Source organism: Mesorhizobium sp. P2_C5_2 (assembly GCF_056404535.1).
The window spans coordinates 38,156-64,299 of sequence record NZ_JBFUDV010000007.1 but is presented as its reverse complement, the minus strand read 5'-3'; the positions used below and the strand labels follow the sequence as shown (position 1 = coordinate 64,299).

31 protein-coding genes are annotated in these 26,144 nt (G+C 62.3%); 21 read left to right on the top strand and 10 right to left on the bottom strand.

The window, feature by feature from the left end; translation table 11 throughout:
* Window positions 1–79 precede the first annotated feature (79 nt).
* The gene (locus AC1D1B_RS25615; protein ID WP_477335568.1) at window positions 80–1,852 is read right to left on the bottom strand and encodes an adenylate/guanylate cyclase domain-containing protein; all 1,773 of its coding nucleotides are present in this window, start codon (window positions 1,850–1,852) and stop codon (window positions 80–82) included.
* Between the two features lie 348 nt (window positions 1,853–2,200).
* On the opposite strand from AC1D1B_RS25615, the gene AC1D1B_RS25610 reads away from it, so the two are divergent.
* From AC1D1B_RS25610 to AC1D1B_RS25600, 3 genes are all read left to right on the top strand, one after another.
* Window positions 2,201–2,458 carry a PepSY domain-containing protein gene (locus AC1D1B_RS25610; RefSeq protein ID WP_477335566.1) on the top strand — a complete coding sequence of 86 codons (258 nt, stop codon included), beginning with the start codon at window positions 2,201–2,203 and terminating at the stop codon, window positions 2,456–2,458.
* Window positions 2,459–2,541: 83 nt separating this feature from the next.
* Window positions 2,542–3,282: a lysozyme inhibitor LprI family protein gene (locus AC1D1B_RS25605; protein WP_477335564.1), complete on the top strand. Its 741-nt coding sequence runs from the start codon at window positions 2,542–2,544 to the stop codon at window positions 3,280–3,282.
* Window positions 3,283–3,373: 91 nt separating this feature from the next.
* Window positions 3,374–3,844, top strand: a complete 471-nt coding sequence (locus AC1D1B_RS25600) for a hypothetical protein (RefSeq protein WP_477335562.1) — start codon at window positions 3,374–3,376, stop codon at window positions 3,842–3,844.
* Window positions 3,845–3,934: 90 nt separating this feature from the next.
* Here AC1D1B_RS25600 and AC1D1B_RS25595 read toward each other — a convergent pair whose 3' ends face one another.
* Together AC1D1B_RS25595 and AC1D1B_RS25590 are read right to left on the bottom strand one after the other, a co-directional pair.
* Entirely contained in the window at window positions 3,935–5,812 is a 1,878-nt protein-coding gene (locus AC1D1B_RS25595) for a L,D-transpeptidase family protein (protein ID WP_477335560.1), read from the bottom strand.
* A gap of 217 nt (window positions 5,813–6,029) precedes the next feature.
* On the bottom strand, window positions 6,030–6,776 hold the full coding sequence (locus tag AC1D1B_RS25590) for a 3-oxoacyl-ACP reductase family protein (protein WP_477335558.1): 747 nt from the start codon (window positions 6,774–6,776) through the stop codon (window positions 6,030–6,032).
* A gap of 100 nt (window positions 6,777–6,876) precedes the next feature.
* On the opposite strand from AC1D1B_RS25590, the gene AC1D1B_RS25585 reads away from it, so the two are divergent.
* Both AC1D1B_RS25585 and AC1D1B_RS25580 read left to right on the top strand, forming a co-directional pair.
* On the top strand, window positions 6,877–7,485 hold the full coding sequence (locus tag AC1D1B_RS25585) for a TetR/AcrR family transcriptional regulator (RefSeq protein ID WP_477335556.1): 609 nt from the start codon (window positions 6,877–6,879) through the stop codon (window positions 7,483–7,485).
* A gap of 66 nt (window positions 7,486–7,551) precedes the next feature.
* Window positions 7,552–7,950, top strand: coding sequence for a rhodanese-like domain-containing protein (locus tag AC1D1B_RS25580; protein WP_112618244.1), 399 nt, complete (start codon window positions 7,552–7,554; stop codon window positions 7,948–7,950).
* A gap of 21 nt (window positions 7,951–7,971) precedes the next feature.
* Here the strand turns inward: AC1D1B_RS25580 and AC1D1B_RS25575 are convergent, their stop codons facing one another.
* Window positions 7,972–8,880 (bottom strand): alpha/beta hydrolase, encoded by a 909-nt coding sequence (locus AC1D1B_RS25575; RefSeq protein ID WP_477335554.1) that lies wholly within the window; start codon window positions 8,878–8,880, stop codon window positions 7,972–7,974.
* A 48-nt stretch (window positions 8,881–8,928) separates the two neighbouring features.
* On the opposite strand from AC1D1B_RS25575, the gene AC1D1B_RS25570 reads away from it, so the two are divergent.
* Both AC1D1B_RS25570 and speB read left to right on the top strand, forming a co-directional pair.
* Window positions 8,929–9,381, top strand: coding sequence for a MarR family winged helix-turn-helix transcriptional regulator (locus AC1D1B_RS25570; protein ID WP_477335552.1), 453 nt, complete (start codon window positions 8,929–8,931; stop codon window positions 9,379–9,381).
* A 382-nt stretch (window positions 9,382–9,763) separates the two neighbouring features.
* A complete protein-coding gene (gene speB / locus AC1D1B_RS25565) occupies window positions 9,764–10,735 on the top strand; it encodes an agmatinase (protein WP_477335550.1) in 972 nt (323 codons plus the stop codon).
* 171 nt (window positions 10,736–10,906) lie between these two features.
* Here speB and AC1D1B_RS25560 read toward each other — a convergent pair whose 3' ends face one another.
* The gene (locus AC1D1B_RS25560) at window positions 10,907–11,518 is read right to left on the bottom strand and encodes a pyridoxamine 5'-phosphate oxidase family protein (RefSeq protein WP_477335548.1); all 612 of its coding nucleotides are present in this window, start codon (window positions 11,516–11,518) and stop codon (window positions 10,907–10,909) included.
* A 66-nt stretch (window positions 11,519–11,584) separates the two neighbouring features.
* Window positions 11,585–11,938, bottom strand: a complete 354-nt coding sequence (locus tag AC1D1B_RS25555; protein WP_477335547.1) for a gamma-butyrobetaine hydroxylase family protein — start codon at window positions 11,936–11,938, stop codon at window positions 11,585–11,587.
* 199 nt (window positions 11,939–12,137) lie between these two features.
* Between AC1D1B_RS25555 and moaA the strand changes: the two genes are divergently transcribed.
* From moaA to AC1D1B_RS25490, 13 genes are all read left to right on the top strand, one after another.
* Complete coding sequence (moaA, locus tag AC1D1B_RS25550) at window positions 12,138–13,133, top strand: GTP 3',8-cyclase MoaA (protein ID WP_477335545.1); 996 nt, start codon at window positions 12,138–12,140, stop codon at window positions 13,131–13,133.
* A gap of 55 nt (window positions 13,134–13,188) precedes the next feature.
* Window positions 13,189–13,662, top strand: a complete 474-nt coding sequence (locus AC1D1B_RS25545; protein ID WP_477335543.1) for a hypothetical protein — start codon at window positions 13,189–13,191, stop codon at window positions 13,660–13,662.
* A gap of 122 nt (window positions 13,663–13,784) precedes the next feature.
* The gene (locus AC1D1B_RS25540; protein WP_352791333.1) at window positions 13,785–14,141 is read left to right on the top strand and encodes a hypothetical protein; all 357 of its coding nucleotides are present in this window, start codon (window positions 13,785–13,787) and stop codon (window positions 14,139–14,141) included.
* Between the two features lie 227 nt (window positions 14,142–14,368).
* Window positions 14,369–15,289 carry a DMT family transporter gene (locus AC1D1B_RS25535; protein ID WP_477335541.1) on the top strand — a complete coding sequence of 307 codons (921 nt, stop codon included), beginning with the start codon at window positions 14,369–14,371 and terminating at the stop codon, window positions 15,287–15,289.
* Between the two features lie 4 nt (window positions 15,290–15,293).
* A complete protein-coding gene (gene mobA / locus AC1D1B_RS25530; protein ID WP_477335539.1) occupies window positions 15,294–15,926 on the top strand; it encodes a molybdenum cofactor guanylyltransferase MobA in 633 nt (210 codons plus the stop codon).
* Complete coding sequence (mobB, locus tag AC1D1B_RS25525; protein ID WP_477335537.1) at window positions 15,923–16,426, top strand: molybdopterin-guanine dinucleotide biosynthesis protein B; 504 nt, start codon at window positions 15,923–15,925, stop codon at window positions 16,424–16,426. The genes mobA and mobB overlap by 4 nt, the downstream gene beginning before the upstream one ends.
* A gap of 216 nt (window positions 16,427–16,642) precedes the next feature.
* Window positions 16,643–17,428, top strand: a complete 786-nt coding sequence (locus tag AC1D1B_RS25520; RefSeq protein ID WP_181057000.1) for an ABC transporter substrate-binding protein — start codon at window positions 16,643–16,645, stop codon at window positions 17,426–17,428.
* Window positions 17,429–17,502: 74 nt separating this feature from the next.
* Complete coding sequence (locus AC1D1B_RS25515) at window positions 17,503–18,222, top strand: ABC transporter permease (RefSeq protein ID WP_477335535.1); 720 nt, start codon at window positions 17,503–17,505, stop codon at window positions 18,220–18,222.
* Complete coding sequence (locus AC1D1B_RS25510; protein WP_477335533.1) at window positions 18,219–19,040, top strand: ABC transporter permease; 822 nt, start codon at window positions 18,219–18,221, stop codon at window positions 19,038–19,040. The genes AC1D1B_RS25515 and AC1D1B_RS25510 overlap by 4 nt, the downstream gene beginning before the upstream one ends.
* A gap of 216 nt (window positions 19,041–19,256) precedes the next feature.
* Complete coding sequence (locus AC1D1B_RS25505; RefSeq protein WP_477335531.1) at window positions 19,257–20,126, top strand: NAD(P)-dependent oxidoreductase; 870 nt, start codon at window positions 19,257–19,259, stop codon at window positions 20,124–20,126.
* A 7-nt stretch (window positions 20,127–20,133) separates the two neighbouring features.
* On the top strand, window positions 20,134–20,838 hold the full coding sequence (locus AC1D1B_RS25500) for a DNA alkylation repair protein (RefSeq protein ID WP_477335530.1): 705 nt from the start codon (window positions 20,134–20,136) through the stop codon (window positions 20,836–20,838).
* Between the two features lie 25 nt (window positions 20,839–20,863).
* Window positions 20,864–21,382, top strand: a complete 519-nt coding sequence (locus AC1D1B_RS25495; protein ID WP_477335528.1) for an N-acetyltransferase family protein — start codon at window positions 20,864–20,866, stop codon at window positions 21,380–21,382.
* A 46-nt stretch (window positions 21,383–21,428) separates the two neighbouring features.
* Window positions 21,429–21,998, top strand: coding sequence for a DUF3299 domain-containing protein (locus tag AC1D1B_RS25490; RefSeq protein ID WP_477335526.1), 570 nt, complete (start codon window positions 21,429–21,431; stop codon window positions 21,996–21,998).
* An 11-nt stretch (window positions 21,999–22,009) separates the two neighbouring features.
* On the opposite strand, the gene AC1D1B_RS25485 is transcribed toward AC1D1B_RS25490, so the two are convergent.
* The 4 genes from AC1D1B_RS25485 to AC1D1B_RS25470 all read right to left on the bottom strand — a co-directional run bounded on the left by AC1D1B_RS25485 (window position 22,010) and on the right by AC1D1B_RS25470 (window position 24,548).
* Window positions 22,010–22,501, bottom strand: a complete 492-nt coding sequence (locus AC1D1B_RS25485) for an Lrp/AsnC family transcriptional regulator (protein WP_006333679.1) — start codon at window positions 22,499–22,501, stop codon at window positions 22,010–22,012.
* Between the two features lie 144 nt (window positions 22,502–22,645).
* Window positions 22,646–23,263: a uracil-DNA glycosylase family protein gene (locus tag AC1D1B_RS25480; RefSeq protein ID WP_477335524.1), complete on the bottom strand. Its 618-nt coding sequence runs from the start codon at window positions 23,261–23,263 to the stop codon at window positions 22,646–22,648.
* Between the two features lies 1 nt (window position 23,264).
* Entirely contained in the window at window positions 23,265–23,876 is a 612-nt protein-coding gene (locus tag AC1D1B_RS25475) for a glutathione S-transferase (protein WP_477335522.1), read from the bottom strand.
* Window positions 23,877–23,924: 48 nt separating this feature from the next.
* Window positions 23,925–24,548 carry a thermonuclease family protein gene (locus AC1D1B_RS25470; protein WP_477335520.1) on the bottom strand — a complete coding sequence of 208 codons (624 nt, stop codon included), beginning with the start codon at window positions 24,546–24,548 and terminating at the stop codon, window positions 23,925–23,927.
* Between the two features lie 75 nt (window positions 24,549–24,623).
* On the opposite strand from AC1D1B_RS25470, the gene AC1D1B_RS25465 reads away from it, so the two are divergent.
* Complete coding sequence (locus AC1D1B_RS25465; RefSeq protein ID WP_477335518.1) at window positions 24,624–26,144, top strand: sensor histidine kinase; 1,521 nt, start codon at window positions 24,624–24,626, stop codon at window positions 26,142–26,144.

Sequence of the window (26,144 nt, the reverse complement as noted above, 5' to 3'; positions counted from 1 at the left end):
ACGCCTAGGTTTGCATCGGTTGCACGTATGTGAATTTTTTCACAGTTGTCAGGTGTTCGGCCAGTATTGGGCGCCATGCTCATTTGGCCAGTTGGAAATTGGCGACAAGGAATTCGTTCGCGGCCTTGTCGGTGAAGGGTATCCAGCGCACACGCTGTTCGGAAAAATCGGGATGCCTTGTGGCGAAAATCGCCATCTCGCGCCGCGCCTGTTCCGGCCGGCCGCTGCGCATCAGCGCGCCGATTTTCAGGAACCTGGCGTAGAAATATCCCGGAGACAGGTTGAGCGAGCGGTCGGCGGCGGCGATCGCCGCCGGCCAGTCCTCGACGAAACTGTAGGCGGCCGTCAGTTCCCCCAGATTGTGGAAGCGGTAGAGGTCGAACGGGCTCAGTCGCTCGGTGTCGAGAAAGAACGGTATCGCTGACGCGGCATTGCCGAGCAGCAGCTGGGCGCTGCCCATGGCCGAGCGCGCAAAGGCAAAGCTCGGATTGATGTGGATCGCTTCCTCGAGATGGTCGACCGCCGATCGCGGTTCGCCGCGCATGATGTCGACGGCGCCAAGATGGGCGTGCGGGCGCGCATCCAGGCTGTCCATCAGCAACGCCTTGCGGGCGAATTGCTCGACCTTGTTCAGATCGTCGCTGTCGCCGAAACGAAGCCATGCGCGCCAGAAATACCACCACGCCATTTCGTTCAGCACAGCGCTTGAATTGGGATCCTCGCGGTAGGCCTTCTGGAAGAACTCCAGCGCGGTTTCAGTGTCGCCGCGGGTGCGCCGGTTCATGTGCCAGCGTCCGCGCCGCACCAGCTGCCAGGTCTCCAGGCTTTCCCAGGGCACCTGGAAGGTGCGCGCCTGCTCCGCCCGGTCGACCTCCTTGTCGAGGATCGAAACGATCTCGGCGCCGATCTGATCACGCAGGTTGAAGATATCGACCAGTTCGCGATCGAAGCGCTGCGACCAGACCAACCGCCCGTTGGACGCGTCCGCCAGCGAGGTGTTGAGGCGGATCTGGTTGCCATTGCGCATCAGCGTGCCGCTGACGATGTAGCGCGCGCCGAGCGCGTTGCCGATCACCCGCGTGCCCAGCGTATCGTCGCGAAACTGGAAGCTGGAGCCTTTGGCGATGACCGAGAGCCACTTGGTGTTGGAAAGGCCGTAGATAATGTCCTCGGCTATGCCGTCAGCCATATAGCCGATGTCATGCTCGCCGCCATCGCCATGGAAGGGCAGCACGGCGATCGCCGGCGGCCCCTTGGACGAAAGCTTCTGCTGGGCATTGGCCGGGGGGATGGCTGCGAACGATGCCGCCGGCGAGGATCCGTTAGCGCCGCGGCCGGCGATCAGGACGCGCACCGGCAGAGCAATGTTCTTCAGCATGAATTCGCCGAGATCGGTGAATTCGGCCGCCGTCTTGTCCTTCACATGGTGCCAGGTCGTCTCCGAAACGGCGAGACCGTCGCCCGGCGCGAACTCCTGGATGCGGGCGGCTATGTTGACGTCGTCGCCGTATAGGCGGCCGCCGCGCACGATGACGTCGCCGGTGTTGATGCCGGCGCGAAACGGCATGCGCATATCGTCGGCAGCCGATGCGTTGAGGGCGACGATGCGGCCCTGAAAATCGAAGGCCGCGCGCAGGGCCTCGATCGGGTTGCCGAATTCGGCCATGATGCTGTCGCCGGCGTCGCCGAACGTGCGGCCGCCAAACGTGCCACAGCTGTCGGCGATGATGTCGCGCCGCTCCTCAAATGCCGCGACAGCAGACTCATCGTCGATGCCCATCAGCCGTGAAAACCCGACGGCATCGATAGAAATGATTGTCGCCAGCTGACGGGTGTAGTTCCGTACAGCCATGTTCGAGCCCCGGTCCCTTCTGGTTCTGGTCCAGCACAGGCGACGACCCGTTCCTGAAACATTCCGCCGCGCACTGAGAGAAGAAATCCCGGCGGGTTTGGCGCGCCATGCCACCCCGCCAGGACCAGAACTTTAGCAGGGTCTTGGCGAAAGCTCTACCACCATCGATCTACCAGGCGCAGGTCGTGGTAACGCACATGGTTAGCCAGCGGTTAGCGCCAATACACGGGCATCATCGTTCCGATCTAAAGCTTTGCGGAACCTGCCCGACGCTAGGCCTTGGCGGAACAAACTGGCCTTCCAGCGAGTTTCACGTGCGGTTCATGCCAACGTGAAATGAGGGTGATCATGCGAAATCTTGTTTTGGCGACCAGTGTTGCTGTTCTTCTAGCCGGCTCAACGGCCTTTGCCGCGGATGACAGGCCGCTGCCGCCGACGAACGCCCAGAAACTTTCGGCAATCATCGCCAAGGTCGAGCAGCGTGACGGCTTTCGCTATGTGAAGGAAGTCGACTGGGACAAGGACGGCTACACCGTCACCTATTACACGGCCGACAAGGCGAAGGTCGAAATCACCTTCGATCCTGTGACTGCCGAACCGAAATAGCGCTGCTGCCCCCTCGGCAATTCCTTACGGCGGACTTTCTGCCTAGAATGATGGGCAAACTGGTGCGCCAAAGTGGGGGCGGTATGCTTTCTTCCAGCCGGGTTTCCAACTGGCTCGTGCTCGCCATTGCCTTGGCCTGCGCGATGATCTGCGGTAACGCGGCGCGTGCCGAGGGACCTTCCTTCGATTGCCGCAAGGCCAGCCTGCCGGTGGAGAAGGCGATCTGCGCCGACCCGCAACTGTCGGCAATCGATGCGCTGGTCGCCAAGGCGTTTGTCGGCTTCGAGCCGGCCTTTGGCGGCGACAAGCGCAAAATCGCCCGTGCGCTGATTGCCGACAGGAATGCCTGCGGGCAGGACGCCGCGTGCATCGTCAGCGCTCAGAACAACGCCCTGCAGACCTATGGCAATGCGCCGGCCTGGGTGCAGGACTACAACATCGCGTTGATCGGCAAGAAGGCGCTCGACATCGCCACGCGCCATCCCAACGGTGCTGACCAGCCCCTGCCCTCGTCGATCGGTCAATGCGCCTTTACCCATATAAGCGAGCTGGCAACGCGCCTTGGCGACGACCCGCTGGAGACGGCAAGTCCTGAGGCTGGAAGCCGTGCTGGGTTTACCAATGATGGCGTGGCGGTCTCCTATGACCGCGAGCCGGGCCTAGCAAGCTCCAGGGTCGGCGACCCCGTGGTGATGTGCCTGATATCGATACCCCGCGACTGCCCGAAGGACGACGACCGCGGCCGGGTTTATTACGGCGTGGACCTGACCCTTAAGGGCACATGGGCGCTGCCGGATTCGCAGCATATGTGCGGCGGCGCCTGAAGATTTGCCGCAAAGCACTGCTGGATGCACTCTTGCGCCGATAGGCCTTTGATGGCTCAGTGCGCGCAACGATTGCAGGGCACGGGGGTGCATGGCGATGGTAAAGCACGTTTTGAAGCGCATCCTGATGATGCTTGCCGGCTATTTCGTTTCAGTGCTGGTGGGCTTGATCGCGGTGGTGGTGATCTACTGCGCCCTCGCCGCGTTGCCCAACGCGCCGGACTATTTCGGTGCCATGGCGTACACGCCCCTGATGGTTCTGCTATGGCCGCCGGTCGGCATGCTCGTCTATTTCCTGACGATCATCCTGACCGGTCTGCAGACGCTGATCTTCGCGCTGATCGCCGAGTTCTTCGCGCTGCGCAATTTCCTCGTCCACATGCTGTTCGGCGCGGCCGCCGCCGCGGCCGGCTTTTTCCTGATCTGGCCGGGCGCAGAAGAAGACACGCAACGCTGGGCCGATATCGGCATCATCGCCGCCGCCGGCCTGGTCGCGGGCCTGGTCTATTGGCTGATCGCCGGCCGCGACGCCGGCTTCCGGCGTCCGCTCATCCAACGCTGATCGCACGAAACACGCGACCGTCTAAAATATAAAGAAACCAAAGAGATAGGAATGATTCCTCGTTTCGATGAACGAGGAACCGTTGTGGGATCAGCTCGACGGCAAACGCACCGCCTCGGTCGCGTCCAGCGCCTGCATCAGCCGCGTGTCGCGGTCGTAGATGTCGTTGAAATATTCGACGTTGCCGGACAGGTCCGGCCAAGCGGTGAAGTACGCGACGTAGACGGGAATCTTGCGCGTAACGTCTTCGGTCGCATGGCCGTGCTTCAGCCTTTCGGCGATGTCATCGACCGAGACGCCGAGCACAGCCGCCGCCATGCCGCGCGGATCCTGCAGGCGAATACAGCCGTGGCTCAGCGCGCGCATGTCACGCTCGAAGAACGACTTTTGCGGTGTGTCGTGCATGTAGATGGCGTGCTTGTTGGGGAACAGGATCTTCAACTCGCCGAGCGCATTGGCTTCGCTCGGCTGCTGGCGCACGCTGTAGGGGATGTTGGCGCCATAGGCGCCCCAATTGACGGAGGACGAGGGAACCCGCCTGCCCCGCGAATCGGTCACCTCGTAGCCGGCGCGGTCGAGATAGCCCGGATCGCCGCGCAGCCTAGGCAGCATCTCGTTGACGATGATCGACTGCGGCACGCCCCAATAGGGATGGAAATCGACCTGCTTGATCTCCTTGAAGAAGAAGGCGGTCTGGTTGGTGGTGCGGCCGATGACGACGCGGGTCTTCAGCTTTTCCTCGCCATTGTCGATATAGCTGGCGGTGAAGGCGGGCTGGTTGATGAAGACGCGCGGGCTGCCGAGATCGGACGGCATCCAGCGCAGCTCTTCAAGTGCCACCTGCACTTTCTGCAGCCTGTCGGCCTTGGAGGCGCCGGCTAACGAGGCGACGGTGCGCGGGCCGATGACGCCATCGCCCTTCATGCCGGCCTTGACCTGCACGGCCTTGATGACCGGCACCAGCTCGGGAACATAGATTTCGCTGGTACCGAGCCGGGCCAGGATTTCGCCATAGGCGCCGCCCATCTCGTCGTCGAGATTGCGCGAAATCAGAGTCAGCAGTTTCGGCAGTTCGGCACTGGTCTCGCCGGGCTTCAGCAACAGCTTGGGATCGACGACGATTTCGTTCTCGGCGCTGGCCTGCAATGATTCCAGTTCGACGCGCAGTGCCTGATATTCGGCGTTCTGCGGATGCCGCGATTCGAGATAGGTGCGCACCTGCTGGGTGTGGGCGAGCGTCTTCAGCACGCCTTCCATGTCGACCGGCTTCGGCGGGAATTCATAGTAGCCGGTGATGCGGTTGGGATCGACGCGGCCGCTCTGGGCATCATGGGCATAGCGCAGTACACGCGCCGACAGCGCCATCTCGAAGCGGACGAGTTCTTTCAAATGGGCGTCGGCATCGACCGCCGATGCGTTGGCTGCCGGCACCTCGACCGAGTAGTCGGCAGGTGCGAGGCCATAGCTTGCCGCTTCGCCAAGCACCCGCACCGCATCCTGGGCGCGGGCATTCGGCTTGCCTTCGTTCACCCAGACGAAGTCCGGATTGGCCGAGTAATAGGCAATCAGTGCCTTGGCGATATCGGGCTCGGCATAGAGTTCATAGTCGCTGAGGCCTGCAACCGCTTCGCGGAAGGCGGTGCTTGTCGCCGACGGCACAAAGGCGGCGTCTTCGGCAGTTGCCACCTGAGGGGATGCTGCCACCAATGTCGTGAAGTCGACGCGGACCAGCCGGTCGGCCTTGTAGGTGTAGTAGCTCGGGCTGCTGATTTTGGTGCCGCCGCCCGATACGGCGGGCTTCGGCTTGCGCTTCGGCGGTGGTGGGAACTCGCCCTGCTGATTGTGCCTGACGCCGCCGCCGAACAGCATGTCGAACAGCCCCTGCGCGCTTGCCTGCGGTACACCGAAGGCCAGCGCTGCCGCAACCACAAGCGGCATCACAGTGGCTTTGTTTCCTAGGAATTTCATGGATCACCCGCTCCGGCTGCAAGCCGGCTCCCGTTCCGCGCCGCTAGACGATCGTGCCAACCGCATGGCGGATGTAAGGCGCTACTATACCGATTCATACCGATTTCGTTAAGCTTCCATAAATTTCGGCGGGCCTGTTGCAGAACGGTTTCACAACATCGTGACGGCTGGAGCGGCGTCGCCGCCACCCCAGACCGGGTCAAAATGGGCTGTTGTTTCAAGCGTTGGCGCCACCGTCGATGGTCAGCGCCGCGCCGGTGACGAATCGCCCTTCCGGACCGGCCAGCCAGGCAACCATGCCGGCGATCTCGTCAGCCTTGCCGAAGCGGGGCGTCGCCATCTTCTGTCGCTGGTGTTCGGCGTGCGGGCCGCCGGCCGGGTTCATGTCGGTATCGGTCGAGCCGGGGTGAACGACATTGGCGGTGATGCCGCGCGAACCGAGGTCGCGCGCCAGTGCCTTGGTCAGCCCGACCAGCGCCGCCTTGCTGGTCGAATAGGCGCTAAGGCTGGTGTCGGTGACGCGCTCCGCCAGATTGCTGCCGATCGAAATGATGCGGCCGCCCTCGCCCATGTGAGCCGCTGCCGCCTTCGAGGCGACGAACGGCGCCCTGAGATTGACCTCCATGGTTTCATCGAAGTCGGCCAGCGACAGGTCCTCGATCGGCGCGGTGCGCCAGATGCCGGCGCTGTTGACCAGAATGTCCAGCCGGCCGAAGGCATTCACGGCCTCGGTGACCGAGCCTTCGATGGCGGTGGCGTCGCGATTGTCGGCCTGGATGGCGATGGCGCGGCCGCCTGCCGCCACTATCTCGGCAACGACCGTCTTCGCCAGCGCCTCGCCATTCACATAGGTGATGGCGACATCTGCGCCATCGGCCGCAAGCCGCTTGGCAATCGCAGCACCTATGCCGCGGCTGCCGCCGGTGACGAGTGCTGCTTTGCCGTTCAATCCGTTCGCTGACATGTCGTTCTCCTTTTATGTAACGATCGATACATAAACATCTGGCAGCCTTGCCCGGCAAGGTCAACTGAATTATGTATCGATCAACACAGAAAAGAGAGCCATGCCGGAAAGAGGCCGTCCCCGCACCTTCGATCGAACCGCCGCCCTGCGGCAGGCGATGGAGCTGTTTTGGGCCAAGGGCTATGAAGGCACCTCGATCGCCGACCTGACCGCGGCGATGGCGATCCGCTCGCCCAGCCTCTACGCCGCCTTCGGCAGCAAGGAGGCGCTGTTCCTCGAAGCGACCGACTATTACACCCGCAACGAAGGCACCGAGATCTGGACCGCCTTGGACGAAGCGCCGACGGCATGCCAGGCGATCGAGAATTTCCTGCGCCAGACGGCAAAAGCCTATTCGCAGAACGACCGTCCGCAGGGCTGCCTGATCGCGCTTGGCGCGTTGCACCAGGATTCAAGCAGCGGCGCGATCTGCGATGATTTGCGCCGCCGCCGCGCCGAAAACCACACAGCCTTGCTGCGACGGCTGGAACGCGGTGTGGCGGAAGGCGAATTGCCGGCTGGCTTCAACAGTGACGCGGCAGCGACCTTCTATGCGACGGTCCAGCACGGCATGTCGATCCAGGCCCGCGACGGCGCCTCGCGCGCAGCACTTCTGGCGACCGTCGCCGGGGCGATGGCGGCGTGGCAGGGGCTTTCCGGAACGGCGTGACAAAGTGCCGATGTTGTGCTGGAAATCCGGTCAGCGGCGAAACGGCGCGGCCGGGAGGGATTGTTCGTGAAAAAAGGGTATCGCGAGTTGCTCGACGAGGCCAATGCCGAGATCGAGGTGGTGTCGCCGGAGGAAGCAGCCGGACTGCTCGACGACGAGGGCACAATCTTCGTCGATCTGCGCGACCCGCGCGAAGTAGAGCGAGACGGCCAGATCCCCGGCGCCAAACATGTCACCCGCGGCATGCTGGAATTCTGGATCGATCCCGAAAGCCCCTACCACAAGCCGTTCTTCGCCTCGGGCAAGAGCTTTGTCTTCTTCTGCGCCGGCGGCTGGCGCTCGGCGCTGGCCACCAAGACGGCGCAAGATATGGGGCTGTCGCCGGTCAAGCACATACTCGGCGGCTATACCGCCTGGAAGGCGGCCGGATTGCCGGTCGAGCCGGGCGGCAAGAAGAAGGGCTAGCTCAGTTCGCCAGTATCGCGATCAGTGCAGTATCGGCTCGCGCTCGCTTCCGACAAAAGTCACTGCGCGTTCGACGACACCCTTGTCGGCGAGAATGCGACGGTGGCCGAGCCCATCGGCCCAGTGCAGCCGCACATGGCTGCCGGCGCCGGCATAGCGCCTGGCATGGTCGGCCGAGACTTCGCGGTCGTCGGGCGCGTGGATGACCAGCGTCGGCACCGGCGCTTCGGCCAATTGGCGGTCGCCGGTGAATTCGTTGAGCGGCCGGCCTGACAGCCGTTTCACCTGATCAGCCATGGAGACCTGCGAACGCGGGCCGACATTGAGCATGCGACTGAAGTCGGCGAAGATTGCCGGCAGGGAACTCGGCGCGGCGACCAGCACCAGCCGCTCGGCCGCCACCGGCTGGATCCCTCTGATCGAACCGGCAATGGCATTGGCGGCAACAGCGCCGCCGAAGGAATGGCCGACGATCGCCTTGAACGGTCCAAACCAATCAGCGGCCACCCTGGCTGCATCGACCGCATTGACCATGTTGAGATGACGGCCCAGCGACTGGCCGTGGCCCGGCAGGTCGAGCGAGGCGACCCGGTAGCCGGCATTGCGAAAGCCTTCGATCAGCGCGCGCATATATTCGGTGCGCGAACGCCAGCCATGGATGACCAGCACCGTGCCGGCGGATGCCCTGCCCGGCTCCGGCCGGAATTCGTGCACCATGACGCAGCCTGTTTTGGTCTTCAGCCGGTGGTGACGCGCCTCGGCCATGAAGCCGGCGGCACGGTCGACCGCGCGGCGCTCGCCGTCGCTGAGCGCCTTCACGCTGGGGGTGCGGCAGAACAGTTCGAACGCGGCGCGGCCGCTCAGGCGGGGCGCCACATGCTCAGCGGCGCCGAACACGCCCCGGATGACCTTCAGTCCAAATGATGCCATAGTGGCGATCCATCCATTCCGTTCAAGCATGAACATAATAGTTCAAACATGAACATTAAACAAGAGCTGCCCTGGGACAACCCGCGCTTTCGCAACTGGGTCGCGGTGGCGCGCGCCTGTCATGTGCTGGAGCGCGCGCTGGCGGTGAAGCTGGCGCCGCTGGACCTCAAGCCGGCGCAACTCGACGTGCTGATGAACCTCTATCGCCATCCTGGCATGTCGCAGCACGATCTCGCCCGTAAACTGCTGGTCGGCCGCTCCAACATTACGATGCTGTTGCCGCAGCTGGAGACGCGCGGCCTGCTGCGCCGCGAGGGAGACGAGAAGGACAAGCGCGTGCTGCGGCTGACGCTTACCGAGGCCGGCACCGACCTTTTGATGAAGGCGCTGAAGGTGCATATGGCGCTGATTGAAAAGGCGATGAGCCAGTCGACACCGGAACAGTGCGACATGATCGGCGAACAAATGCGCAAGATCTACGACGTGCTGAAGGATACCTGAGCAGAGCCAGAGCATGATCCCGGCAAGATCATGCTCTTGCGTTTCGTCTGGGGCCGATCGACATGATTGCGACTTTGCGCAATTTTTTCATGGCTGTGCCTGGCATCGTTGTAGCTCTGTGCGGCCCTGCGGCCGCATAGGATTACGCTGGATATTGCGCAGGCAAGCAAAGGTGGGTAGGAGACGTTGGGACATTGGGCCCAGCTTCTTCGCGGCCATTGGGTTTCCCTCCTCCGAGTTGACCGATCAGAATTGACGACCAGGCAAAGCTGAGTTGACAGGCAGCCTGTTCTCAACCATTTCTCCACCGCCGAGAAACGGAGGCTGCCAATCTGGCACTCATCATCGGTGTCGGCCGGACGACACCCGCGAGAGGTGTCCTTTGTCCGGTATCACATCATCATCGATCATTGCGTCTGAGCAGACTTTCACGACGGCGCGAACATTTCTTCGAATTCCCCATGCAGGAAGTGCCGAAGGCGCTGACGTTGCCATTCTTGGCGTTCCGTTCGATCTGGCCACGTCCAACCGGCCGGGAGCGAGATTGGGGCCGGGCGCTGTACGTAGCGCCTCCGGGCAGCTTGCCGAACTGCCGAGCTATCCCGGTGGTTTCGACCCTCTTCAATATGTGAAAGCCGTCGATGTTGGAGACGTCTATCTCCATTACGGCGACTCTCGGTCAATCCCCGGAACCATCGAAGCCGCAGCGGCAGAGGTGATTGCCACCGGGGCAACCCTGTTCGGCCTTGGTGGGGACCATTTCATCTCCTTTCCGTTGCTGAAGGCGACGGCTGCGCGTCATGGAAAGCTGGCCTTGATTCAGTTTGATGCGCACCCCGACACTTGGCAGGACCCCAAAGTGGCTCCCGGCGAGTTGGCCATGGACCATGGCACGATGTTCCGCACAGCGGTGGAGACGGGCATCATCGACCCTGCGAGGTCGATCCAGGTCGGCATCCGCACATGGGTCGATGATCCAATGGGCATTGCCATCCTCGACAACGTGTCCTGCGACGACGCCACTCCCGAGGGCATTGCGGCGACCATTCGGCAGGTTGTGGGTGAAGGCCCCTGCTATCTGACAGTGGATATAGACTGCCTTGATCCCGCCTATGCGCCGGGAACGGGAACACCTGTCGGCGGCGGCCTGACGCCGCTCAAGCTGCTGCGCGTCCTGCGCTCCCTCGGCGACCTTGATATCGTCGGCTGCGATGTCGTCGAGGTATCCCCTCCCTACGACGTGGCCGGGATCACCGCGCTTAACGCGGCGACGATCATGTATGAGCAGCTATGCCGTGTCGCCCGCAGGAAGGGCGCCATTGACCAAAGCTATCCCCTATTGTCGCGGCCATGAGAACAAGGACCGCTACCTTCTCCGGGGTGGCGGTCCCGTTCATACTCGCTGATTGCCCTTGATCGAGGTCGGTTCAATTGGCATCGCGCAAGTGGGTGACAAACTGGGTACGGTTCGTCAAGTTGGGACAATAGCGGCCCAGCTCGGCCTTCGCCTCTAGAAGCGACCAACTCACCACATCGACTTCTTCGCCCGCTCCGGCCATTCCTTGTCGTAGGTTTCGCCGTCGATGTTCTTGCGGCTGGTGACTTCCAGGATCTTTCCCGGCGTCGGCAGCGATTTCGGATCGACATGCTTGGCCGGGTTCCACAGCTCCGAACGGACGATGGCGCGAGCGCACTGGAAATAGACCGAATCGACATCGACCACGGTGACCGAGCGCGCCGGCTTGCCTTCGACGGCGAAGGAGGCGCAAAGCGTGGCGTCAGTGGTTATGCGCGCGCGACCGTTGACGCGCAGCGTGGTGCCCGAGCCCGGCACCAGGAACAGCAGCCCGACGCGCGGATCCCTGATGATGTTTTTCAGCGAATCGGCACGGTTGTTGCCGCGCCGGTCCGGCATCATCAGCGTCTTCGGATCATGGATGCGCACAAAGCCGGCGAGATCGCCGCGCGGCGAACAGTCGAGCCCTTCCGGTCCGCTCGTTGCCAGCGCGACAAAGGGCGAAGCTTCGATGAAGGCGGCATATTCGGGAATGACATGGTCGAGTTCCTTGACCGTCGACGCTTCGCCGGGCAGACCGTACAGCGCTTCGAGTTGTTCAACCGATGTGATCTCAGACATTTTTCCCGTCTCCGAACCTTTGCCGGCGCTACTCCCAATCGATGACGTTTTGACGACACCGGCGCGCTAGCGGTCGCGGCTCAGCCCCTTCTCCTTGAGTTCCGCGAGATAGGCATTCCAGCGCTCGTCCTTTTCGTGACCGAGCGTGTGCAGATAGTTCCAGGTGAATATACCGGTGTCGTGGAAATCGTCGAAGGTGATGCGCACGGCGTAGTTGCCTACCGGCTCGATCTTGAGGATGGCGACGTTGCGCTTGCCGGGCACGGTCACCCGCTGGTCCGGTGAATGGCCCTGCACTTCGGCCGACGGCGAGGCGACGCGCAGCAATTCGGCCGGCAGTTCGAACGGCCGATGATCGGGAAAGGTGACCGACAGCAGTTTTCTGTCCTTCGAGACCCTGAGTTCCTTCGGCGCTGTCATGTCGTCAATCCCGCATCAATCCGCCCTTCCCTACGCTGCTTCGCGCAGCCGGAAAAGGCCATTTGGACCCTACCGACATCGGATGTCGGCCAGGGAATGTTACCAAAGATCAAGAGCGGCTATCTTGAATGGCGGGTTGGATCGTATCACATAGCTGTATATAACGGCGCCACTCGCAGCCATTGGAAACGCTTGACGCATGGACATGATCGATCCTTTCGGTCGCACGATCAGCTACTTGCGCGTGTCGGTCACCGACCGCTGCGATTTCCGCTGCACCTATTGCATGGCCGAGGACATGGCGTTCCTGCCCAAGAAGGACCTGCTGTCGCTCGAGGAACTCGACCGGCTCTGCACCGTCTTCATCGAAAAGGGCGTGCGCAAATTGCGCCTCACCGGCGGCGAGCCGCTGGTGCGCAAGAACATCATGCATCTGGTGCGCCAGCTGTCTCGGCACCTGAAGAGCGGCGCGCTGGAAGAGCTGACGCTGACCACCAACGGCTCGCAGCTGTCGCGCTTTGCCGCCGAACTCGCCGATTGCGGCGTCGAGCGCATCAATGTCTCGTTGGATACGCTGGATGCCGACAAGTTCCACGCCATCACCCGCTGGGGTCATCTCGGCAAGGTCATGCAAGGCATCGACGCTGCGCAGGCGGCGGGGCTGAAGGTGAAGCTCAATGCGGTGGCGCTGAAGGACTTCAACGACACCGAACTGCCCGAAATGATGCGCTGGGCACATGGCCGCGGCATGGACCTCACCGTCATCGAAACCATGCCGATGGGCGAGATCGACGCCGACCGCACCGACCAGTATCTGCCGCTGTCGCTGCTGCGCGCTTCGCTCGAGCGCCAGTTCACGCTGAGCGACATCCCTTACAAGACCGGCGGCCCGGCCCGCTATGTCCATGTCGCCGAGACCGGCGGCCGGCTCGGCTTCATCACGCCGATGACGCATAATTTCTGCGAAAGCTGCAACCGCGTGCGGCTGACCTGCACCGGTACGCTCTATATGTGCCTGGGCCAGGAGGATGCCGCCGACTTGCGCGCGCCGCTGCGTGCGTCCGAAGGCAACGAACTGGTCGCTGATGCCATTGACGAAGCGATCGGCCGCAAGCCGAAGGGGCACGATTTCATCATCGACCGCCGCACCAGCCGTCCCTCGGTGTCCAGACACATGAGCGTCACCGGCGGCTGATTTTCTCCGCGATTTGGTGCAAGAAGTGTCTCCCCTTGTTGGCTGGAGACATCGGATGAAGCGTCTTTTCCTTGGTTTGGCGGCCGTTGCGCTGATCGCGGCAGGCAGCGCGGTCGCCGCGCCGTTCACCTACACCAACGCGCGCTTCGGTACCGTCTGCACCTTTCCCGACGATATCTTCACCCTGCGCCAGCCTGAGCCGGACAATGGCGATGGTCAGCAGTGGCTCAGCGCCGACGGCGCCAGCCTGATCTGCTCCGGCATCTTCAACGTCAGTGACGACACCCCGAAAAGCTTTGTCACTGATGAGAAGGCCAGCAAGGAGGCGGGTTACGAAATCAGCTACAGCAAGACCGGCAAGAACTGGGCGGTGCTGTCGGGCATGAAGGATGGCAAGATCTTTTACGAGCGGCGCCTGTTCGGCAAGGACGGCGTCATCCGCACCGTCTGGATCGACTATCCGCCGGCCGTGAAAGCGAAATATGATCCGCTGGTTGGCGCCATTGCCGGCAGCCTCAAAGGCCCCTGAGCATTTTCAGACACATCCCAGAAAAAGTCTTATGCGCAAACGGCCGGCGGATTTACCGCAAGCGCGTTCGGGCCTAGATTCCTAGACATAGCGGCTCGTCGCTCGATTTGGGGGAATACGACATGCGCACACTCTTACTTTCTCTTGCAATGCTTGGGTTTGCCGCCGCGCCGGCGGCCGCACAGTCAATCGGCGGCACCTACACCGTTGCCGGCACCAATTTCGACGGCTCGAAATATGGCGGCGAGGCCACCATCACGCTGACCAGCGAGACCACCTGCACCATCCACTGGGAGACGGGCGGGTCGTCTTCGGACGGCATCTGCATGCGCAACGACAACGCCTTCTCTGCTGGCTATGTCATGGGCAAGGAGATCGGCCTCGTTGTCTACAAGGTAGAGGACGACGGCTCGCTGCACGGTCTGTGGACGATCGCCGGCAAGAACGGCAGCGGCACCGAGGTGCTGACGCCGAAATGAGGCCACCGGTCATCGGATTGGCCCTCTGACAGATTTTGTAGGCCACGGGTGAAAATCCGTGGCCTATTTCTTAGACGTTGCTGTCTTGCCGGCGGCTGCTACAGGCTTGAGCGGTTCACCGTTTCACCGAAACGTCGAACCGCTCTATTCTTTGTTTTCACGCAATTCCGGACGGAAAACCGTTTCACACTTTTCCTGGAATTGCTTTTGCAAAACCGGTAACGCCCTTGCCTCTTTCCCCAAACCTTCGCGGCGCGCTGTGCATGATGGTGGCCATGATCGGCTTCACCCTCAACGACGCCATCACCAAGTACTCGTCGGAATCGATGAACATGGCGCAGGTCATGCTGGTGCGCGGCGCCTTTGCGTCGGTGCTCGTCGGCCTGCTCGCCTGGCAGCAAGGTGCGCTCGCACGACCGGGCTCGATGCTGCAGCCGCTGGTGGCGCTGCGCGTGGTCGGCGAGGCCGGCGCCACGGTCGCCTTCCTCGTTGCGCTGGCGCATTTGCCGATCGCCAACGTCTCGGCGGTGCTGCAGGCGCTGCCGCTGGCGGTGACGATGGGCGCGGCTCTCGTGTTTGGCGAAGGTGTCGGCTGGCGGCGCTGGCTGGCGATCGCCGTCGGCTTCGGCGGCGTGCTGATCATCGTGCGGCCAGGTTTTGAGGGCTTCAGCGTCTATTCGCTATACGCACTCGTCAGCGTCGCCTGTTGTGCCGTGCGCGACCTCGCCACCAAACGCATACCGCAGGCGATCCCGACCTTGCTGGTGTCGACAGCAACCGCGATCGCCATGACCATTGTCGGCGCCGTGCTGCTGTCGCCGATGGGCGGCTGGACGCCGATGTCGGGCAAAGGCACGGCATTGTTGGCCTTGGCGGCGGTGCTGGTGCTGATCGGATACCAATTCATCATCATGGCGATGCGCGCCGGCGACATCTCTTTCATCGCACCGTTCCGCTACACCGCCCTGTTGTGGTCGATGCTGCTTGGCCTCGCAATCTTCAGCGACGTGCCAGACCTGCCGATGATCGTCGGCTCCGCCATCATCATCGCTTCCGGCCTCTACGCGCTCTACCGTGAACGGGTCGTCGGCCGGCAAAAGCCCGCCGCCGAAAGCGCTGGACCCGACATGGCGCCGGACGGCATATAAGGCCATGAGCCGAGACATTGCAGGGATCATCCTGGCCGGAGGCCTGTCACGGCGCATGGGCGGCGGCGACAAGACCTTGCTCGCCCTTGGCGGGCGTCCACTTCTCGACCATGTCGTTGCCCGCCTGGCACCGCAGGTCGGATCGCTGGTGCTGAGCGCAAATGGCGATCCTGCACGCTTTGCCGCGACCGAACTTCCAGTTCTCGCCGATACGGTGGAAGGCCATGCCGGACCGCTGGCCGGGATCCTCACCGGCCTCGAATGGGCGGCAGCAAACACCGCCTGCAAGGCATTGGTGACGGCCGCCGGCGACACGCCCTTCCCGCCGGCCGATCTGGTCGCGAGGCTGGCCGCAGCCGCAGCCAGTCGGCCGGGCTCGATCGCGGTTGCCAGTTCCAGCGGCAGGCGGCATCCGACCTTCGCGCTGTGGCCGCTCGGGCTGCGCCAGGCCTTGCGCCATTTCCTGGTCGACGAGGACAACAGGCGCGTGTCGGCCTTCATAGAGCGCCATGATTTTGTCGAGGTGGAGTTTTCGTTGCTGGCCGCCGACGGCGCTCAAGTCGACCCGTTCTTCAACATCAATACCCCAGACGACCTTGCGGTGGCCGAGCGTCTGTTGCAGAGCATCGGGCCATGACCATCTTCGGCATCACCGGCTGGAAGAATTCCGGCAAGACCACACTGACCGAGAAGCTGGTCACCGAATTGGTGCGGCGCGGCTGGACGGTGTCGACGGTAAAACATGCCCATCATGAGTTCGATATCGACAAGCCGGGCGCCGACTCCTTTCGCCACCGCCAGGCGGGCGCCACCGAAGTCGCTGTGGTGTCGGGCACACGCTGGGCGCTGATGCACGAATTGCGAGGCGAGGACGAGCCAACGCTGGAGACGATTCTGTCGCGGCTGGCACCGTGCGACATCGTGCTGGTCGAGGGCTACAAGCGCGAGGCGCACAAAAAGATCGAGACCCGGCGGCTGGAGGCCAAGGACCGGTCGCCGCTCTCGGCAAATGACGGGCATATCGTGGCGATTGCCGCCGACTTCGCGGTCAGCGGCGAAAGCCTGCCCGTGTTCGATCTCGACGATGCCGGAGGGATAGCCGACTTCATCGAGCGCGCCACCGGCCTCAAACCTTGAGCCCCCTGCCCGAGCCCGGTTCAGCCGCTCTCTTCAGTGGTTTCATTGTCTAACCCGGCGTCAGCATCGGCTGGAGCCGCAAATCCCGCAAGCAACGGTTTTACAGTTGCTTTTCTCCCGAAAACAGTGGGAGTATCGCGCCAGCGGGCGGTCAAAAGCACCGCCCCATAGAGCCGTTTCGGAACGACGGCCGGGAGCCATAAAGAGAGGACTATCATGCGTATTGCACTGCGTATCGCGCTCGCCGCATCGGCTGCGCTGCTGACGCTCGGCGTCGCCCAAGCTCAGGAAACGACCCTGAGAATCGGCACCGAAGGCGCCTACCCCCCATTCAACAATTTGACCTCCGACGGCCAGCTCGTCGGCTTCGACATCGACATCGCCAAGGCGCTCTGCGACGAGATGAAGGTCAAGTGCACCTTCGTCGCCCAGGATTGGGACGGCATCATCCCGGCGCTGCAGGCCGGCAAGTTCGACGCCATCGTCGCCTCGATGTCGATCACGCCGGAGCGTCAGGAAAAGGTCGACTTCTCGCATAAATACTACAACACCCCCTCGGCGCTGGCGGTGCCAAAAGATTCAACCCTCAAGGGCGTGACCAAGGAAGACCTGGCCGGCAAGACCATCGGCGTCGCAACCACGACGACGCATTTCAACTATGCCTCGAAGACCTATACGGACAGCACGGTCAAGGGCTATCCGAGCAGCCCCGAAGAGCAGGCCGATCTCGCCAATGGCCGTCTCGACGCGATCGAGGACGATATCGTCGTGTTGCAGCAGTTCCTGGATTCGCCTGATGGCGCATGCTGCAAGATTCTCGGCCAGCCCTCGCCGCAGCCAGTCGAAATCTTTGGACCGGGCGCCGGCATCGCCGTGCGCAAGGGCGAGACGGATCTGGTCAACAAGTTGAACAGCGCCATCGACGCCATCCGCGCCAACGGAAAGTACAAGGAAATCAACGACAAATACTTCAAGTTCGACGTCTTCGGCGCCGAGTCCTAATCGTCTGAAACAAGGCGGCAGGGGAAATTCCTCCTGCCGCCTTAGCCTGACAGAAATGGAGACAAGACCCGTCAATGCCCAGCCAGAACATATGGATACTTCTCACTTGGGGACCCGATGGCTGGATTGACGATATTGCCTATGGCGCACTGGTCACCATCGCGCTTGCGCTGGCGACCCTGCCCATCGGCCTGACGATTGGCTTTTTCGTCGCCTGGGCCAAACAATCCGAAGAGCCTTCGCTGCGGCTTGCCGCCAACATCTACACCACGGTCTTCCGCGGCTTGCCGGAGCTGGTGACGCTGTTCCTGTTTTTCTTCGGTGTACCGATCCTGCTGCAGCATCTCGTGCGATATTTCCGACCCGACGCGACCATCGACGTCAACAGCTTCGTCGCCGGCATGATTGTGCTGTCGCTGATCTTTTCATCCTATGCCAGCGAGGTGTTTCTTTCGGCCTTTCGCGCCATACCGAAAGGTCAGTATGAGGGCGGCTATGCCATTGGCCTGTCGAACTGGCTGACCATGCGCAAGGTGATCTTGCCGCAACTCCTTCGCATTGCGTTTCCCGGACTTGAGAACTGCTGGCTGAGCCTGCTCAAGGATACGTCGCTCGTGTCGGTCGTCGGCCTCGCCGAGACACTGCGCAATGCCTACACTGCTGCCCGCGTAACCAAGCACGCCTTTCTGTTCTATGGCGTCGCGGCCATGGTCTTCCTTGGTCTGGCTGTTGTTTCATCCTTTGCCACCAGCGCGATCCTGCGCTCGCTCGGCAAGCGAGAGGCACAACGATGAGCGCCACCGCCACCTTGGTCGAACGACCGCCACCACGGGCGCGCGGCTGGCCGCGCAGCCGTGTCATCGGCTATGCGATGGTCGGTTTCTGGATCCTGTTCGGCCTCGGCATCGTCGCTTATCTGATCTTTGCCTGGAATGCCGACTTCTTCGCCAAATATGCCCCGGCCTATCTGAAGGGCCTTCAAACCACGCTGTTGCTGGTTTGCATATCGATGGTGCTCGGAGCGATCCTGTCGGTGCCGGTCGCTTATGGGCGCATGTCCAGCAACCGGATCCTGTCCGGCCTCGCCTATTGCTATGTCTACTTCTTCCGCGGCACGCCGCTGCTGGTCCAGACCTATCTGGTCTACTACGGACTGGGATCGTTCAGGGCTGAGCTTCAAACGGTTGGCCTCTGGGATTTTTTCAAGGACGCTTTCAACTGCGGTGTGTTTGCCTTCGCACTCAACACTGCCGCCTATCAGGCCGAGATCCTGCGCGGCGCCATCGAAAGCGTGCCAAGAGGCCAGTGGGAAGGCGCCGCCTCGCTTGGGCTGCACAAGTTGCAGACGTTGCGAAAGATCATCCTGCCACAGGCGTTGATCGTGGCCTTGCGTCCCTATGGCAATGAGTTGATCCTGATGGTCAAGGCTTCGGCCATCGTCGCCATCATCACCGTTTACGATTTGATGGGCCAGGCCAAGCTTGCCTTTGCCAATTCGTTCGACATCCAGTCCTATATCTGGGTCGCTCTTGTCTACCTGGTGATGGTCGAGATCTTGCGCCATGGCGTCGAATGGATCGAGCGGCGGATCACCATCCATCTGAAGCGCTGACTGGCGTCGACCGGGCTGTACCAGTCGATCGGCTCATGCGCGTCTTGACGAATTGCGCGCAGAGCCTAGAGCCTCTCCATCCCGATGATGTCGGGACAGAGAGGCTCTAGCTTTTTGCTTTGAGCATGATCTTTTCCGAAAACCGGTTTCCACTTTTCGGGATCATGCTCTAGAGCTTGCGCGGACAATTTCGCTTCCATCTGAAGGGCAAAACCTATGGCATCTGTGGCATTTCTCGGTCTTGGCGTGATGGGCTATCCCATGGCCGGGCACCTCAGGAACAAAGGCGGCCACGACGTCACCGTCTACAACCGCACGGCGGCGAAAGCCGAGCAATGGGTGGCTCAACATGGCGGCAAGCTCGCCGCGACACCGGCCGAGGCCGCCGAGGGCAAGGATTTCGTCTTCTCCTGCGTCGGCAATGATGACGATCTGCGCTCGGTGACGACCGGGGCCAACGGCGCCTTCGCCGCGATGAAAAAGGGCTCCGTCTTCATCGACAACACCACAGCATCGGCCGAGGTTGCGCGCGAACTGGCCGAAGCCGCGCAAAAGGCCGGCTTTTCCTTCCTCGACGCGCCGGTCTCCGGCGGCCAGGCGGGTGCCGAAAACGGCGTGCTGACGGTGATGGTCGGCGGCGACCAGAATGCCTTCGATAAGGCGAGGCCCGTGATCGACGCCTTTGCCCGCATGGTCGGGCTGATGGGGCCGTCTGGCGCCGGCCAGCTCACCAAGATGATCAATCAGATCACCATTGCCGGGCTGGTGCAGGGGCTGGCCGAAGGCATTCATTTTGGCAAGAAGGCCGGGCTCGACATCGAGAAGGTGATCGAGGTGATCTCCAAGGGCGCGGCTGGTTCCTGGCAGATGGAGAACCGCCACAAGACGATGAACGCCGGCAAATATGATTTCGGCTTCGCTGTCGACTGGATGCGCAAGGACCTCGGCATCTGCCTTGATGAAGCCGACCGCAATGGCGCGAAACTGCCGGTGACCGCCCTCGTCGACCAGTTCTACAAGGATGTGCAGGCGATGGGCGGCAAGCGCTGGGATACGTCTTCCTTGCTGGCGCGCCTGGAGAAATAGGCTGGGAATGGCCGAGCTTTCGCCCCAATCGAGCGCCGACGAGATTGTCGCGCATTTGCGGTCGATCGGCTCGGAGGACAATCGCCGCGGCATGCTGCGCTATGGTATCAAGATCGACCGCGCGCTCGGCATTTCGCATGGCATGCAGCGGCAGATTGCCAAAAAAATCAAGCGCAACCATGAACGTGCGTTCGAGCTTTGGCAGACCGGCATCATGGAGGCGCAGTTCATCGCGTCCGTCACGGCCGACCCGAAGCGCTTTTCCGCAGCTGATGCCAGGCAATGGGCGGCGTCCTTCGATTCCTGGGATATCGTCGACGGCGTCTCCGATCTCTTCGTCGACACCGACGCCTGGAAGGAACTGATCGAGGAGTTCGCGTCGGACGAGCGGGAGTTCGTCCGACGTACGGCCTTTGCCATGATGGCCTGGTCCGTCGTGCACCGGAAGCAAGAGCCGGTAGCGACTTTCCTCGGCTTCCTGCCGATCATTGAAGCGCATGCCACCGACAGCCGCAATTTCGTGAAGAAGGCGGTAAACTGGGCGCTTCGTTCGATCGGCAAGCGCTCGATGGAGATGCACGGCGCTGCCCTTGCTGTGGCCGAACGGCTGGCGCAGTCGACCGACAAGACGGCACGCTGGATCGGCAAGGATGCCGTACGGGAACTGACCAATGCCAAGATCATCGAGCGGATCGCCGCCAGAAAAGGCTAACCTGGGCAAACTCCGGTTCACCGCGGTGACAAGAAAGACGCGAACCGATTTCGAGGGCCTGTTCGAAGCGCGGGGCGGTCCGAAATATTGCTGGTGCATGGCCTGGCGGCCTCTGCCCAGCCGCCGCGAACAGGTTCAGCACGCCGAGTTGAAGCGGGCCATGATGGCGCTTGTCGAGGCCGGCACGCCGGTCGGTATTCTCGCCGAGCTCGACGGCAAGACCGTTGGCTGGTGCTCGGTCGCGCCGCGTCAGACCTACCGCAAGCTGTCGCCGCAACAGGACGATGGCGAGACCGACATCTGGTCGATCGTCTGCTTCTATGTGCCGAGGGCGCTGCGCGGCGGCGGACTGGCGGTCGCCCTGCTCGACGCTGCCGTCGATCACGCCTTTGCCAAGGGCGCGAAGACGATCGAGGCCTACCCGGTCGAGGAGGCATCGCCGAGCTACCGTTTCATGGGGTTTCGCGAGATGTTCACCGCCCGCGGGTTCCATGAGATCGGCATGGCCGGCTCTCGCAGACATGTGATGCGGCTCGAGCGTTGACGCCGTAGGCAACGGCGTCTTTACTTCAGCACAAAGGAAGCGGCCGATGAGCAGTCCTCTCAAATCGACCTTGGCGCTTGCAGCCGCGTTGTTGGCGTCCACTGCCGCCGACGCCGCGGGCCAAACCGCGCACATCTTCTGGAAGGATCTGCGGCCGGCGACGCAGGCGGTTGCCGAGGATGCCGGCCTGCCGATGATCGCGGCAAAACTGCCCGATCATGGCGAGACGCTATCGCTTAATTTGCAGGATGAGACGATACAATTAGCCGGCTATGCATTGCCGGTCGACCGCGACGGCGACCTCGTCTACCAGTTCCTGCTGGTGCCATGGACAGGCGCCTGCAGTCACATGCCGACGCCGCCGCCGAACCAGATCGTGCTGGTGACGCCGGCCCACCCCTACAAGATGTCGGAAGCCTATGAGGCGGTTGCCGTAACCGGCGCCTTGCGGCCCGGCATGGAGAAAAGCCAGCTCTTCATCCTCGACGGCGTCAGCATCATCCAATCCGGCTATACCGTGCGCAAAGCCGAGGTGGTGGCTGTCGACAACGTGCCGGACACGATCACCTTGCCGGTCAATTCGCCGTGGACTTTTCTCAACAAAAAGAAGAACTAGCGGGTTGAGCCTCAAGCCGCGTTGGCGCCCGATTCCTTGTCCAGCACCATGTAGTCGAGGGGCATTTCGGTCGTGTACTTGATCTGCTCCATGGCGAAGGACGACGACACGTCGCGGATTTCGATCTTGGCGATCAGCCGCTTGTAGAAGGCGTCATAGGCGGCGATGTCGGGCACCACCACGCGCAGGAGATAATCGACGTCGCCGCTCATGCGGTAGAATTCGACCACTTCGGGAAATTCCTGGATGACCTCGGAGAAGCGCCGCAGCCATTCATGGCTGTGCGAATTGGTGCGGATCGACACGAAGACGGTGACGCGCACATTGACCTTCTCGTGGTCAAGGATGGCAACGCGCCGCTTGATGACGCCCTCTTCCTCGAGCTTCTGGATGCGGCGCCAGCACGGCGTCGTCGACAGGCCGACTTTCTTGGCGACATCGGCAACCGCGAGCGTCGCGTCCTCCTGCAGGAGGCGGAGAATTTTTCTGTCGAGGCGATCCATTGAAGTGCTCCCTGGTGCAGGCCGCGTTCCCTCGGGCGCGGCGCGCTTTGGGAATAGATTGGCTATAGTCCCTCTTATTTCGGCCTTTCACAAGAAAGAAATTCTGCCGAATGGCACAAAAGCGAGTGATATCTTGCTTAAAGCTTAAGCAATGCGATAGCGGATTTCCGATCTCAGGAACGGCAGCAAATCCATTTCAAACCATGGATTTTGTTTCAGCCACCCCGAATTGCGCCATGACGGATGCGGCAGCGGCAGCACTTTCGGGCTGGCCGGCGCGTCCCAGATGGCGCGCCAGTCCCTCACGGTTTCGGTCAGCGATGACCGCCGCGCCTCACCCATATGCCAGGACTGCGCGTAGGAGCCGACCGTCAGAACGAGATCGATCTGCGGCATCAGTGCCGTCAGCGGCGCGCGCCAGGCCGGTGCGCATTCGCGGCGCGGCGGCAGGTCGCCGCCCTTGGCGTCCTGGCCAGGAAAACAAAACCCCATCGGCACGATGGCGAATTTCTCCGTGTCGTAGAATTCCTCAGTGCTGACGCCCAGCCAGCTGCGCAGCCGGTCGCCCGACGCGTCGGTGAACGGCATGCCGGACAAATGCACCTTGGTTCCCGGCGCCTGGCCGGCGAGCAGGATGCGGGCACTGGATGACGGCAGCAGCACCGGACGCGGCTCGTGCGGCAGCGGCCGGCCGACCGGATTGTCGACGCAGATGCGGCAGGCGCGGATCTTTGCCGCCAGGCGTTCGAGCTCGGCCTCCATCTCAGGCGGAAGCGCTCGGCCGGCTTGAGACGGCGCTGTACCAGCGCAGCACGTTGGCGCACTCTTCCGGCACTTTGATGCGCGCCGGTTTCATGAAATCGATGGCGATCATCCCGGTGATGTCGGCGATCGAATAGGCGTCGCCGGCGGCGAATTCGCGGTTTGCCAGTTCGGTGTCGAGCAAGTTCAGGAATTCGACCGCTTTCACCTTATTGGCTTCGCCCCATTCGGGGACTTGCGGAATTTCCCACTCTTTCATCGCCGGATGGATATGCCGAAAGGCCTGAGCGACGCAGCTGAGCAGATTGAACTCCATGCGCCTTTGCCACATCTCGACCTTGGCCTTGCCGAGCGCGCCTTGCCCGAACAGCTGCGGTTCGGGATGCAATTCCTCGAAATAGCGGCAGATGGCGACGGATTCGGTGATGATTGTGCCGTCGTCGAGCTCGAGCACCGGCAGCCGCAGCAGCGGGTTGCGCGAACTGACCGGCTCCTGCCTGTGCCCCATTGCGCCCATGTCGACCGGCACCAGCGGCACCTCGATGCCCTTCTCGGCGAGGAAAACCCGCACACGCCGTGGATTGGGAGCGCGGCCACCGTCGAACAGTTTCATCTCAATCCTCCCGATCTTACGGACAGACTATAGGACACGGCGCGCTCCTTACCGGAACCGAAAAAATTCACGCAAGGCGTCACCGAGCGAAGCCAGCGTGCCGTGCCGTCTTTCGGCCGGTCCCTCATGGTGGCTTTCGCGCCAGTCCTGCGGCTGGTCGAACGTGCCGGCCCAGATACCGGCCTTGCCGGCGCGGGCAACGGCCTGCTCGGTTTCGTAATCGCCATAGGCAATGGCCCAGCCAGCCTCGACCTGTGACCGGTTGAGATCCTTGCCGCCGGCCTTGCAGTCGCCGAGGAGGCGGCCGTAGCGGTCGCGTTGCCAGCCGCTGCAGGTCACCGGATTGCCTGATATCAGCCGCACCAGCGCCTGGCGCGCCAGCCTGCCGCAGGCATAGTCGGCGCCGTCCTTGCGGCAGATCTGCTGGTATTCCGGGGCATCGATGCCGCGCATGCGGATGCGCTCGGCGCCAAGCGTGAGTGAATCGCCATCGTTGACGATCGCAGCCCCCTCCGCCTTGCGCGTCTCGAAGCGGTCGAGCTGCGCGGCGAGCAGGATCAGCAGGCCGAGCACGAGAACGGTCAGCGCATAATCCAGCAATCTGCGCCAAAGGCTTCGCGGCTGCGGCGGATAGTATCGCCGGCGCGGCCTTGGCGACCACGAACGGCTCATATGGCAAACAGTCTCTTAATCATTCGAACGTAGCTTAACGAATTGAGATCGCTGCGCGCATAAATTGAAGTTTCCATGCCTCTGCTACGCTCGAACACAGCGGATAAATTCATTGTGGACCGCAGGAAACCGCACCGCAACAGCGATGTGGCGCGCGCGGTGCGCAGAACGCGCGACCGTCTTTCGCAGCAGGTTGGCAATCTCGACTTCGACCGCGAACTGCTGAAACTGCATGCCCTCGCCATGGTGGGGGGTGCGACCGTCATTCCGCTTTTGGTGCTGGCGATCGCGGCGACCGGGCTTCTGGTGGGGATGGACAAGCAGATCAGCATCTGGGCGCTGTTCACGCTGATCTGCTATTCGATCGTTGCCTTCATGGCGCGGCGCGTCGAACGCACCGAAGCGGCCGAACTCGACCCAATTCTGACACGCCGGGATTTTCTGATCGGCCATTCGCTGTGCGGCCTCGGTTGGGCGTGGTTCGCCTGGATCGGCTGCACCGCCTGCCAGATCGACCATTTCCAGGTGGTCAAGGCGATGGTGCTGCTGCTGGCGATGGCGGCGACCGCCATTACAGCGTCGTCGTTGCGCGGCTCGCTGCTCGCCACCTTCGTCATTCCGGTGGCGGTCTATGCCTATGCCGAAACGAAGCTGTGGATGCCGGTCGAGACGATGATGGTCGGCCTGCTGGTCGCCGCATTGCCGTTCTTCGTCTATATCGCGCGCCATCTCAACCGCTCGTCGCTGATGCTTCTGTCGTTCCGCTCCGAAAAGGATGCGTTGCTCGCCGAGGTGGAGACGGCAAAGTCGATGTCGGACGAAGCTCGTCGGCGGGCCGAAGACGCCAATCTGGCGAAGTCGCGCTTCCTCGCCTCGATGAGCCATGAGCTGAGAACGCCGCTCAACGCCATTCTCGGTTTTTCCGAGGTGATGGCCAATGAGGTGCTGGGGCCAATGAGCAACCCCACTTATCGCGACTACGCCCGCGACGTGCACGATTCCGGCCAGCATCTGCTCGACCTGATCAACGAAATCCTCGACCTGTCGCGCATCGAGGCCGGCCGCTACCAGCTCAACGAGGAGCCGGTGATGCTGCTCAACATCGCTGAAGATTGCTGCCACATGATGGAGTTGAAGGCGCGCAACAAGGACATCCGCATCGTCCAGGATTTCGAAATCACCTTGCAGCGCCTGTTCGCCGACGAGCGCGCGGTGCGGCAGATCATCCTCAACCTTCTGTCCAACGCCATCAAGTTCGCCGCCACTGGCGGCGAAGTTCGTGTGCGCGTCGGCTGGACGGCGGGCGGCGGCCAATACATTTCGGTCAAGGACAACGGGCCGGGCATACCGGAAGACGAAATCCCGATCGTGCTGTCCGCCTTCGGCCAGGGCTCGATCGCCATCAAGAGCGCCGAACAGGGTACTGGGCTCGGGCTACCGATCGTGCAGGGCCTGCTCGCCATGCATGGCGGCGAATTCGAACTTCTTTCCAAGTTGCGCGAAGGCACCGAGGCGATCGCCATCTTCCCGCTGAGCCGGGTGATGGAGGAATTGCCGGCGCTGCCGACCAAGGCGGCAGCGGCGCGTCGGCGCTAG

Bases quoted from the DNA above. Each gene is read 5' to 3' on its own strand.
- AC1D1B_RS25610 (WP_477335566.1), top strand. From the start codon at position 2,201: ATGCGAAATCTTGTTTTGGCGACCAGTGTTGCTGTTCTTCTAGCCGGC.
- AC1D1B_RS25500 (WP_477335530.1), top strand. From the start codon at position 20,134: ATGGCCGAGCTTTCGCCCCAATCGAGCGCCGACGAGATTGTCGCGCAT.
- AC1D1B_RS25585 (WP_477335556.1), top strand. From the start codon at position 6,877: ATGCCGGAAAGAGGCCGTCCCCGCACCTTCGATCGAACCGCCGCCCTG.
- AC1D1B_RS25515 (WP_477335535.1), top strand. From the start codon at position 17,503: ATGCCCAGCCAGAACATATGGATACTTCTCACTTGGGGACCCGATGGC.
- AC1D1B_RS25575 (WP_477335554.1), bottom strand. From the start codon at position 8,880: ATGGCATCATTTGGACTGAAGGTCATCCGGGGCGTGTTCGGCGCCGCT.
- AC1D1B_RS25545 (WP_477335543.1), top strand. From the start codon at position 13,189: ATGAAGCGTCTTTTCCTTGGTTTGGCGGCCGTTGCGCTGATCGCGGCA.
- AC1D1B_RS25475 (WP_477335522.1), bottom strand. From the start codon at position 23,876: ATGAAACTGTTCGACGGTGGCCGCGCTCCCAATCCACGGCGTGTGCGG.
- AC1D1B_RS25520 (WP_181057000.1), top strand. From the start codon at position 16,643: ATGCGTATTGCACTGCGTATCGCGCTCGCCGCATCGGCTGCGCTGCTG.
- AC1D1B_RS25590 (WP_477335558.1), bottom strand. From the start codon at position 6,776: ATGTCAGCGAACGGATTGAACGGCAAAGCAGCACTCGTCACCGGCGGC.
- AC1D1B_RS25600 (WP_477335562.1), top strand. From the start codon at position 3,374: ATGGCGATGGTAAAGCACGTTTTGAAGCGCATCCTGATGATGCTTGCC.
- AC1D1B_RS25555 (WP_477335547.1), bottom strand. From the start codon at position 11,938: ATGACAGCGCCGAAGGAACTCAGGGTCTCGAAGGACAGAAAACTGCTG.
- AC1D1B_RS25560 (WP_477335548.1), bottom strand. From the start codon at position 11,518: ATGTCTGAGATCACATCGGTTGAACAACTCGAAGCGCTGTACGGTCTG.
- AC1D1B_RS25605 (WP_477335564.1), top strand. From the start codon at position 2,542: ATGCTTTCTTCCAGCCGGGTTTCCAACTGGCTCGTGCTCGCCATTGCC.
- AC1D1B_RS25540 (WP_352791333.1), top strand. From the start codon at position 13,785: ATGCGCACACTCTTACTTTCTCTTGCAATGCTTGGGTTTGCCGCCGCG.
- mobA (WP_477335539.1), top strand. From the start codon at position 15,294: ATGAGCCGAGACATTGCAGGGATCATCCTGGCCGGAGGCCTGTCACGG.
- AC1D1B_RS25465 (WP_477335518.1), top strand. From the start codon at position 24,624: ATGCCTCTGCTACGCTCGAACACAGCGGATAAATTCATTGTGGACCGC.
- AC1D1B_RS25510 (WP_477335533.1), top strand. From the start codon at position 18,219: ATGAGCGCCACCGCCACCTTGGTCGAACGACCGCCACCACGGGCGCGC.
- AC1D1B_RS25490 (WP_477335526.1), top strand. From the start codon at position 21,429: ATGAGCAGTCCTCTCAAATCGACCTTGGCGCTTGCAGCCGCGTTGTTG.
- AC1D1B_RS25615 (WP_477335568.1), bottom strand. From the start codon at position 1,852: ATGGCTGTACGGAACTACACCCGTCAGCTGGCGACAATCATTTCTATC.
- AC1D1B_RS25595 (WP_477335560.1), bottom strand. From the start codon at position 5,812: ATGAAATTCCTAGGAAACAAAGCCACTGTGATGCCGCTTGTGGTTGCG.
- AC1D1B_RS25470 (WP_477335520.1), bottom strand. From the start codon at position 24,548: ATGAGCCGTTCGTGGTCGCCAAGGCCGCGCCGGCGATACTATCCGCCG.
- AC1D1B_RS25485 (WP_006333679.1), bottom strand. From the start codon at position 22,501: ATGGATCGCCTCGACAGAAAAATTCTCCGCCTCCTGCAGGAGGACGCG.
- AC1D1B_RS25480 (WP_477335524.1), bottom strand. From the start codon at position 23,263: ATGGAGGCCGAGCTCGAACGCCTGGCGGCAAAGATCCGCGCCTGCCGC.
- AC1D1B_RS25570 (WP_477335552.1), top strand. From the start codon at position 8,929: ATGAACATTAAACAAGAGCTGCCCTGGGACAACCCGCGCTTTCGCAAC.
- mobB (WP_477335537.1), top strand. From the start codon at position 15,923: ATGACCATCTTCGGCATCACCGGCTGGAAGAATTCCGGCAAGACCACA.
- AC1D1B_RS25505 (WP_477335531.1), top strand. From the start codon at position 19,257: ATGGCATCTGTGGCATTTCTCGGTCTTGGCGTGATGGGCTATCCCATG.
- moaA (WP_477335545.1), top strand. From the start codon at position 12,138: ATGGACATGATCGATCCTTTCGGTCGCACGATCAGCTACTTGCGCGTG.